Source organism: Chryseobacterium sp. (assembly GCF_022712095.1).
Classification (GTDB): domain Bacteria; phylum Bacteroidota; class Bacteroidia; order Flavobacteriales; family Weeksellaceae; genus Chryseobacterium.
This window is the reverse complement of the sequence record NZ_JALAHD010000215.1, coordinates 1-9,656: the sequence shown is the minus strand read 5'-3', so window position 1 is coordinate 9,656 and position 9,656 is coordinate 1. Positions and strand designations below refer to the sequence as shown.

Here is a 9,656-nt window from a genome sequence, read left to right as displayed (position 1 = left end):
TAATTAACACGGATGATAAAAATCATTAAAATATTCTGATTATTTACCTACTGATTTTATAGAATCTGTTTTTATGTTCTCTTTTGATTCTGGTTGTTTTTTATCTTTTTTCTTCTTTTTAAATAAAGAATTAAAGCTTTTACTCCATACAATACCGCCTCCATAGGCCTGATTTGCGGAACCGTTCGTACTTATCATACCAATATTAGTTGGCTTTGAATACCCTCTTAAAATTAAACTTCCGTCGTTTTTCTTAGAAACATCATATTCAATAGAGCCTTCTCCTGAAAGATAATTACTTTCCGTACCTTCAGTTTTGGTTAATGGAATTCCCAGACCGGTCTTCACATTGATTCTTGGCGAAAGAGCAAAACTGACTCCCGCATTAGCTCTGTCTCCGGTATTGGAATACTGATCTCCTTTTACATAATTTAAGTCGATCTGGAATTCACTACTCATCGTATTAAGTACTGATCCCAGCTGTTTTAAGAGCATATTATATCCCGATGATTCCGCCACTCCTGCTACATCCACATCCACGCCCCCACTATTGGAAACATTAAAACTGCTCAAAAGGAGAACCGAACCGAACTGGAGAACTTTTTCACCATCCTGGCTCATTTTCGCAGCAAGGGTTTCTTTTACCTGGCTGGAAACATCCATTGCAGTAACATCTAAATCTACCTGAGGATCGATCAAAGACTGAGTAATATGTGCCTGTAATAATATACTGATCGGCTGAAGTTTCCCCATATTAAGGTATTCACCGGCATTGGAAACCATTCTCACATAATTTGCGGTAATATTCATTACAGGTTTCATGGCATCTCCATCCCAATGGATAACACTACCCTTTTCAATCTGGAAAGTTTTATTAAGAATGGCTTTGGATACAAAAGTTCCGTTATCTACCTTATAAGTCCCATTCATAGCAATATTGCCCTGTCTGTTCATCTGGAATCTTAAATTATTAGCAGCACCTTTTACATTAATATTGCCGACATCCTCACCTATCAGAACATTCACATTTGTTCCTTTATCTACATCCAGACTAAAATCAATATTCATATTCGCTCCCGTCTTCTTCTTTTCTTCCAATGTAATAAGACCATCCTTGCCTTCTTTAAGGAACCTCAACATTTTAAATTCCTCCACACTTGAAGTAGATCCGGAATTAAAAGTAAATGTACTTCCGTTAAGAGCCTTCATATTCGGTGTGTTAATACTGAGCCCGGAAACAGGTCCATCGACGTAAAGATCGCCTTGCCCATATACTCTTCCCCAGAAGAGATCAAAATCTTTCTGTGTTGTATTCAGCATTAATAAATTATCAGCCCTCATCACGAGGTTAACCCCCATTGAAGAAAGTGTTTCAAACTGAATCGCCCCAGAAATATTTCCTTTTGAATTAGATCTTCCATCATGAACTTCAATATTATTGAGAATAGCAAGCCCTCTTGATAATTGAATTACATTATCATCAAATGAATAATCAACTCCTGTAAACAGTAATTTTAATCCAAATCCTTTTAAAGCAATATCTCCACTATAATCCAGATCATTCAGTTTTCCGTTGATCTTAAGGTCTCCGGTAGCTTTTCCTCTCATATTACCAAAGACAGTCTGTACAAACTGCTGGGTAAATGCAAGATCAAAATCCCTCATCTCTGCTACAAGATCAAGAGTAGGAGTCGCCGTATTATTGTTTACTGTACCTGTAAGGTGCAGATTATTACTTCCTAAAACTCCTGCTGAAGCAACTTTTACATCTACATCATAAACATTTAAAGCAATTCCGTTTACCGCAGAAATTGTAAGATCACCCATTTCATTTCCATCCATCATAATATGATCGACACTTAAATCAATCAATGGCTGCAATGTACTTTTATCCATTTTGATCTTTAAGCTCCCATTGGCCAGTCCTTTAATATCCATAGAATTGCCTCCAGGATTCATTTCTAAAAGCTTTTCGATGGCAAAATCAGAAACATCCGCATCCACATAGAAATCTTTAGCTGATTTGAATATTGCTTCATTTATCCGTAATGAACTGTCATCAGAATATACTCTAAGGTTCCTGATTTCAAAATCTCCCATATTCTTTCTGTAGGTAATGGAATGATTAAGCTCTGAGCTTGTATCAACTGCCCAAGTAACATCATTAAATTTCACCTCTGTGGGTTCAAACCTGAAGACATAGTCCCCTGCATTATCTGTTGACTGGTTGAAATTAATAGCATATTCTTTAAGCTGTTCCTCCAATTCATTTTCAGGAGTTCCATGTTTAAAGTGAGTTGCAATGTGAAGCAGCGTATTATTATCATTTCTCCCACTCAGTGTAAAATCCTTGACTATATTCTGATTATATTCTACTCTATTTATTTTTGCATAAATCTGTTCTTCCAGGTTAGCAGTATTAATTCTCACCAAAACGCTATCTACCATAGCGCTGTCACGGGAAATATCTTTCCTTTCGTTGACTTCATAATCAGGATTTGCAGAAGCCAAAGCATTATCAGCAGCCGTTACCTCTTCTTCCTTGGTCATAAGATACTTCAATGAAGCTGCATCTACATTAAGAATTAAGTTATTGGAATCACCGTTATATTCGCCTTCTACAACGGCTCCCTTTGGGATTTTGAGATCCGGCATAAAATAACTCACCAACCCTTGCTGTACGTCAAAGTTCATTTTAAAGCTTTCTCCTCTGTAAAGTTTTCTTGGCGGAGGTCCTACCAGAATTTTCCCTAATCCGTTTTCTACCATTCCCGTCAGATCTGCCAGATAATATTTTCCTGATATTTGCCCGTTTACAGCTCCCGGAGCATCTACCGAAATAATACGGTTTCCGGATTCTATGAATGTTTTTACTTTAGCATTAGGAATAAGATATTTCTGGGTAGCTGTTGCAAAGCTTAAATTATTAGCTTCAACATCAAGTGTCAAATCATTAATAGAAGACATAGACATCTTTCCTTCCACCCGGCCACTTACCATTTGGCTGCCTGGTGTATCGGTAAAATAATTCATATTTAAATAGTCGACGTCAGCATTTACATTCATTGAAATCCTTGAAGTACTAAAGTCGATTAAACCTTTTACAGATCCTTTTGCCTGTTTATCATTGATGGTGATAAGCCCTGTATATTTTTTATGATCCAATAATCCATCCAGATAAAGATTGGTTATTTCCTTATTCATGACTTCAATGCTGGAAATCTGGGATTTGGTCGTCAGACGCATCGTGTTTACATCAAAACTTTGCCCGTCGATATTGAAGTTCCCCGAAATTAATCCCACAGCTTTACTTTTTGTAATTACCGAGGTATTCAAATCTCTTACCTCAGCATATCCCTTATATTTAGGCAGTGCCTGGCTATAGTCCGTAAGTGAGAAATTGGTAATTTTTGCCTGCCCTATTCCCGTGATAAGATTTCCGCCTGAAACAAAAACCTGATTAGGATCTACCCTTGCCGTTCCGCTGTATTTCAGTTTACCGAAATCATCAGCAAAATTTTTCATTTTTTCAGAAATAAATGTAGGCATCATTGCTTTGAGATCGATATAAGTAAAATCTGTAGATAAGGTTTTGGTTTCAATCAGGAAATGGCCGTTGAGAATATCTTTCACATCCATAGACTGGGTAGCAATATTCACATCAGGATTAGCAATAAGAAAATTATCCAAATGAAAGTTATTCAATGGGCCTTTCATCTTACCTGCAAGATTAAACGGCTTATAATTATCCCAATTGGTTACAAAATAACTGATGTCATAACCACTTAGCTGGCTTCCCTGCTTAATGTTCATATCCCAGCTCACAAGATCTGTAAAGTCCGCCCAGGAACCTTTATTAAGGTTAAATTTTATATTTCCCTGTAAAAGGGAATGATCAGTATTTAAGGTGAGATCTTTCAGGGAAAGAAAATCCTCCGTCATAGAGAATTCTGTAGAAAAGGTATCTACAAAGTGAGATTTGCCCCACCGTGTTGTGACAAAGGAAAAATTATTGATTAATGCCGAAATATTTGTTCCATTAACTTTTACTTTCGGTGCTCTTAAGTTTACTTTAGTAGCAGTAAGCCATTTCCCAGGCTCTCCGGGAGAATTCTGATTTACAATCGAAACTTTGGAATCTACGATTTCCAATCGTGAGTTCAACTGAAAAGGCGGTTTATTCGGATCTCTTTCTTTACCGTTATCAAATAACTGAGTAAATCGGATAAAATTAGGAATACTGTCACCTTTATAAGTAATCACTTTAACATCAGCTTTATAAAGCCTCAGTGAATTAAAACTTAAAGAATTACTTTTTCCTGACACCGCATTTACGATCAGTGAAATCCAATCTGAGTTAGCCTTAAATTCCTGAGCTTTTATAAATTCAAACCCTTTATAGTCCTTAACTTTCAGTCCTTTTATAGTAACGTCTCCGAAATAGTCTACATCTACACTTTCAGTGGACATATCGGCTTTGAAATCTTTATTGACTATCTGTAAAGCCTGATCGGCCGCCCATTGTTTGGTTACAGGTAAATTGATCGCTACCAGAATGATGATAAAAAGGGAAAAACCTAACCAGAAAAGGATCAGTAAAAGCTTAGCCCACCAGGAATAGCTGGTAACATCTTTTGCTGCCTGCTTTCCAAATTCCTGGGCTGTTTCCACCGGATGTTTAATTGCATCTGAAGCTAGTTCAGAGGCCTCTTTTACGGTCTCCTGAACTTTCTCTCCTACATCCTCTACCTTCTTTTGTACCTGATCTCCAATATTCTCAGCGACGGATTTTTTATGTTTATTTTCGTTATTATTCTCTAACTTTGCCATTATTATGAAGGACTCTATAATTTTAGGTATCGAATCGTCTTGCGATGATACATCTGCAGCTATTATCAAAGGGAATGAAATTCTTTCCAATATTGCTGCAAACCAGGCAATTCATAAAGAATATGGCGGTGTTGTTCCTGAATTGGCTTCACGAGCACACCAGCAAAATATCATCCCCGTTGTTGAGAAATCACTGACTCAAGCAAATATACAACAAAATGCAATCTCTGCTATAGGATTTACACGCGGACCCGGACTTTTGGGTTCTTTACTTGTAGGAACGTCATTTGCAAAGTCTCTTGCAATGAGTCTTAATGTTCCATTAATCGAAGTAAACCACCTCCAGGCACACATTTTAGCCCATTTTATAGAAGATGCAAATCCTATGCCGCCCAAATTCCCTTTTTTATGCCTTACGGTAAGCGGAGGCCATACAATGATCGTCCTTGTCAAGGATTATTTTGATATGGAAATCATAGGAAAAACAATCGATGATGCAGCCGGAGAAGCTTTTGATAAAATCGGTAAAATTTTCGACCTTGACTATCCGGCAGGACCTATCATTGACAGGCTGGCAAAGGAAGGAAATCCCAATGCATTTACCTTCAATAAACCTAAACTGGAGAATTACGATTATTCTTTCAGTGGTATCAAAACTTCGGTCCTTTATTTCATTCAAAAAGAAGTCAAGAAGAATTCCGACTTCATTAAAGAAAATCTCAACGATTTATGTGCGTCTGTACAAAGATCTATTATTGAAATTTTAATGCAGAAACTTGAAAAAGCATCTAAAGATCTCAACATAAAAGAAGTAGCCATTGCAGGTGGAGTTTCTGCAAATTCTGCTTTAAGAAAGGCTATGCAGGATAATCAGGAAAGATTAGGATGGAATATTTACATTCCAAAATTTGAATATACTACTGATAATGCCGCTATGATCGCCATGGTTGCCCAATTGAAATTTGAAAAAGGAGAATTTACAGATTTAAGGACTACTGCAACTGCTAAATATGATTTATGAAAATACTTTTAGAAGAAAAGGTACTGGGAAAACATTCTAAAAAGAATTCAAAATATTATTGGACTTTAGAAACTGTTACTGAAAAAAATGATAGTTCAGAAATTTCCGCCGACTATTTTCCCTCAAGCTCTGAAAAAGGATATATTCATGAGATAAAAGAAGAAATCCTACAAAAAATAAATTCAGAAAATCTTTTCAGTTTTCCCTACACCCCAAAAGAAGGAGATTACCTGTCTATCAAAAATAATTTACGCAAGCAGGAATACCTGAATCTAATTTTTATAAATGACAAGTGGATTGAAGAGATATTTTTATGCTCCTACCGCAACTGTGATACGGATGTATATACAACAATAAAAACAGGAGTTGCACTTTTAAATCAAGATATATGAAGTTATTTTATGGTCAGATAGATACCTCCAAAAACAAAGTTTTCATCCATGAAGAGGAACAGCAGCATATTGTAAAGGTTCTCCGTATAAAAGATGGAGAAGAAATTTATGTAACTGATGGCAAAGGTAATCTGGCATTTGGAAAACTTCTGTTGGAAGGAAAGAAAGCTCATCTGGAAGTATTGAATATTCAGAGGGATCAGTCTGCTTTTACTCCCAGGCTTCATATTGCCATTGCTCCTACCAAAAATATTGACAGAATAGAATTTTTTGTAGAAAAAGCTGTAGAAATGGGTATTTCTGAAATTTCGTTTATCCTAACGGAAAAGACAGAACGTAAAAATATCAATATTGATAAGCTGAGAAAACAAAGCATTGCTGCATCCAAGCAGAGTTTAAGATTTCACTTTCCTGTCATTAATGATCTGGTCAAACTTCCTGATTTTCTGAAAACCGTAAACCCTGATCACACTTTAGTGGCACACTGCCATGAAAATCTGGAAAGAATACCTTTAAATCAACTTCCTCATTTAGAACAGTATACTTTTTTAATAGGTCCTGAAGGTGATTTTTCCGAAAGGGAAATTCAGCTTCTTGCTGATCATAAAATCAGAGCAACATCCCTTGGAATTCAACGTTTAAGAACTGAAACAGCAGGTATTTTCGTAGCGGCCTGGAATTACAATAAAATGATTAATTAAATATAATATTGTGATCTCTTAAATATTTATTGAATATCTGCTCCCCGCTTCTTATGGAATTGACGGACCACCGGATTTTCATTTTCAGCAGTTTTTCTTCGTTAAGTTTATAATGGATGTCTGAATTCATTAACTTCTGCTTTAATTCATACATGCAGATTCCCGCTGCAACGGATACGTTAAAACTTTTTGTAAAACCATACATAGGTATCGCCAATGTTTCATCGGCAAAATCCAGGACTTCTTCCGAAACTCCTTCCAGCTCTGTTCCGAAAACAAGTGCTAAGGGTTCTTTCACTTCATAATCGGGCAGCATCACAGCATTTTTTTCAGGAGAAACAGCCAATATCTTATATCCTCTTTCTTTAATCTTCTGCAGCGAAGAGATATTCTTAGGCATTTTTTCTACCTCCACCCAGGTTTCCGCTCCCTTGGTAACGGTAAGATTGGGATTAAATACATTTTCCTCTTCCAAAGCCACCACTTTATGAAATCCGCAGGCTTCTACTGATCTTACGATAGCCGCTGCATTACGAAACTGATAGATATCTTCCATTACAGGCAATACAAAATCTGAGCTTCCCTGAGAGAAATACTCTATTTTATTTAATCTTTCTTCCGTCAGAAACTGCTTTAAATATTCAAAAGTCTGGGCTAATTCTTTCATTCATTTTTAAATCTTTGCAAATTAACGTAATTTTGAAATTCTGAACCTGCTTATACAATAAAATTCTTTAAAACTATTATTTTACATGAAGCGAAAAGTCCTTCTTATATACACGGGTGGAACCATTGGAATGGAAAAAGATTATGAAACGGGAAGTCTCCGTGCATTTGACTTCGGAAATATTTTCGAAAAAATGCCGGAAATGAAGCTGATGGAATGTGAAGTTTCCGTACATCCATTTGCCCAGCCACTGGATTCTTCCGATATGGGACCTCAGGAATGGAAAATTATAGCTAATTATATTCTGGAGAATTATGATTTATATGATGGCTTTTTGATTCTACACGGAACTGATACCATGTCCTACACAGCTTCTGCGCTGAGTTTTATGCTGAAAGGTTTAAATAAACCTGTTATTCTTACAGGTTCCCAGTTACCAATAGGAGATTTAAGAACTGATGCCAAGGAGAATCTTTTAACGAGTCTCTACTATGCAAGTTTATATGAAGATGATGAAGCGGTTATTCAGGAAGTAGCCATTTATTTCGAATATAAGCTACTGAGAGGAAACAGAACTCTGAAATATTCTGCAGAATATTTTGATGCTTATGCCAGTCCAAACTATCCTATTTTAGGTCAATCGGGTGTACATTTAAATATTATTAAAGAAAATTTATACCGATCAAAATCTCCTGTTCAGTTTCATGTGGATGATCATATTTCCGAGGATATTCTTTTCTGGAGAATTTTCCCAGGAATGAATCTAAGCCATTTTAAAGAGGTTCCTAAAATGAAAGTTTTAATCCTTCAGGTTTTTGGTTCGGGGACTATTTTCAATAATGAAAAAACCCAGAAAACATTACAGGAAGTAAGGGATAACGGAACTGAGATCGTGGTGGTAAGTCAGTGTATTTCAGGAGGTATATCTTTCGGCAAATATGAAAACAGTAACATATTTGCTAAAATAGGTGCTATAAGCGGAAAAGACATCACTGCAGAAAGTGCTATTACCAAGGCAATGCATTTACTGGACAATCCTAATTATGCCGGAAGTTTTGCCGAAAACTTCTCCAGAAGTCTTTGTGGAGAAATTACCAAGTAATTTATACTATTTCTTTTGGTAATTCCAGAAAATACTCTATTTTTGCAATCTCAAATAGAGAGGTGTCCGAGTGGTTGAAGGAGCTACCCTGGAAAGGTAGTATACGGGTAACTGTATCGAGGGTTCGAATCCCTTCCTCTCTGCAAATTTTACAAATAATTGATTTCTAATACTTTACACTATTATTCAATTATAAAAGTTAAAAATAAGTAAATTTTTCTCACTTTGTTGATATGTTTACATCTACAATACATCAACTCATAAGATCATTAAGAAGTTTACTAAAGGCGTTAATGATTCCAACGATTACACTGAAAGAATGTTAAATTGTAAAGCCCTTAAAAGCTTTAGAATTTAAAATAAAAAATGGATATGATCCGCTATCAGTTCATACAAAGAAAATCTATCAAAAAAATTAGCTGAAGCTTTAGATTTTGTATTAGAAAAGAAAAAATATTCATTACCTTAAATCTTACCTCGATTACACTTGTGTTTTGAGATTTTTTAAAGCTGCAATACCGGATCTAAAGTATTCAAACATTAATATCTCTGATTGCGAAAGGTTTCATGTTAGGTCAATCATGGACCATATCCAAAAAGAGAGGAATTGGACCGGAAAGAACTATAACAAAAACCTTGGATTCATTAAATCTGTATTTTCTGAGCGGGTAGAATGGGAATACATAAAAACAAATATTGTCCGGGGTATAAGACCTAAAAAAGAGAAAAAAACAGAATGATACATTCAGTCTTCAGACAATCAACAAAAAGAGATTTTTAACTATCTAAAAACAGTAGATTACAACTATTATGTATTTTACTGTATTTAATATTATTTAGGAATTCGCGGAAAATGAACTTCGGAAGCTTGAAAGCACCTTTAATCAGGTGCTTTTTTTTATTATTTCAATATCCAATATTTTTATTCCTTACACAAAAAACC

6 protein-coding genes and 1 tRNA gene are annotated in these 9,656 nt (G+C 35.7%); 5 read left to right on the top strand and 2 right to left on the bottom strand.

What is annotated here, in order from left to right; translation table 11 throughout:
• Positions 1-39: 39 nt before the first annotated feature.
• On the bottom strand, positions 40-4,830 hold the full coding sequence (locus Q0A18_RS11290; RefSeq protein ID WP_292010253.1) for a translocation/assembly module TamB domain-containing protein: 4,791 nt from the start codon (positions 4,828-4,830) through the stop codon (positions 40-42).
• Positions 4,831-4,834: 4 nt separating this feature from the next.
• Here Q0A18_RS11290 and tsaD point away from each other — a divergent pair, with 4 nt between their 5' ends.
• Genes tsaD through Q0A18_RS11275 form a run of 3 tightly spaced genes read left to right on the top strand, consistent with a single transcriptional unit; the run spans position 4,835 to position 6,944 of the window.
• Complete coding sequence (tsaD, locus tag Q0A18_RS11285) at positions 4,835-5,851, top strand: tRNA (adenosine(37)-N6)-threonylcarbamoyltransferase complex transferase subunit TsaD (protein WP_292010252.1); 1,017 nt, start codon at positions 4,835-4,837, stop codon at positions 5,849-5,851.
• Positions 5,848-6,243, top strand: a complete 396-nt coding sequence (locus tag Q0A18_RS11280) for a hypothetical protein (protein ID WP_292010251.1) — start codon at positions 5,848-5,850, stop codon at positions 6,241-6,243. The genes tsaD and Q0A18_RS11280 overlap by 4 nt, the downstream gene beginning before the upstream one ends.
• A complete protein-coding gene (locus Q0A18_RS11275) occupies positions 6,240-6,944 on the top strand; it encodes an RsmE family RNA methyltransferase (RefSeq protein ID WP_292010250.1) in 705 nt (234 codons plus the stop codon). Before Q0A18_RS11280 ends, Q0A18_RS11275 begins: the two co-directional genes overlap by 4 nt.
• On the opposite strand, the gene Q0A18_RS11270 is transcribed toward Q0A18_RS11275, so the two are convergent.
• Positions 6,937-7,611 carry an RNA methyltransferase gene (locus tag Q0A18_RS11270; RefSeq protein WP_292010249.1) on the bottom strand — a complete coding sequence of 225 codons (675 nt, stop codon included), beginning with the start codon at positions 7,609-7,611 and terminating at the stop codon, positions 6,937-6,939. The two genes, Q0A18_RS11275 and Q0A18_RS11270, sit on opposite strands and share 8 nt — an antisense overlap.
• Positions 7,612-7,696: 85 nt before the next feature.
• On the opposite strand from Q0A18_RS11270, the gene Q0A18_RS11265 reads away from it, so the two are divergent.
• Both Q0A18_RS11265 and Q0A18_RS11260 read left to right on the top strand, forming a co-directional pair.
• The gene (locus Q0A18_RS11265; protein WP_292010248.1) at positions 7,697-8,713 is read left to right on the top strand and encodes an asparaginase; all 1,017 of its coding nucleotides are present in this window, start codon (positions 7,697-7,699) and stop codon (positions 8,711-8,713) included.
• Between the two features lie 56 nt (positions 8,714-8,769).
• A tRNA-Ser gene (locus Q0A18_RS11260) sits at positions 8,770-8,856 on the top strand.
• Positions 8,857-9,656: the final 800 nt, after the last annotated feature.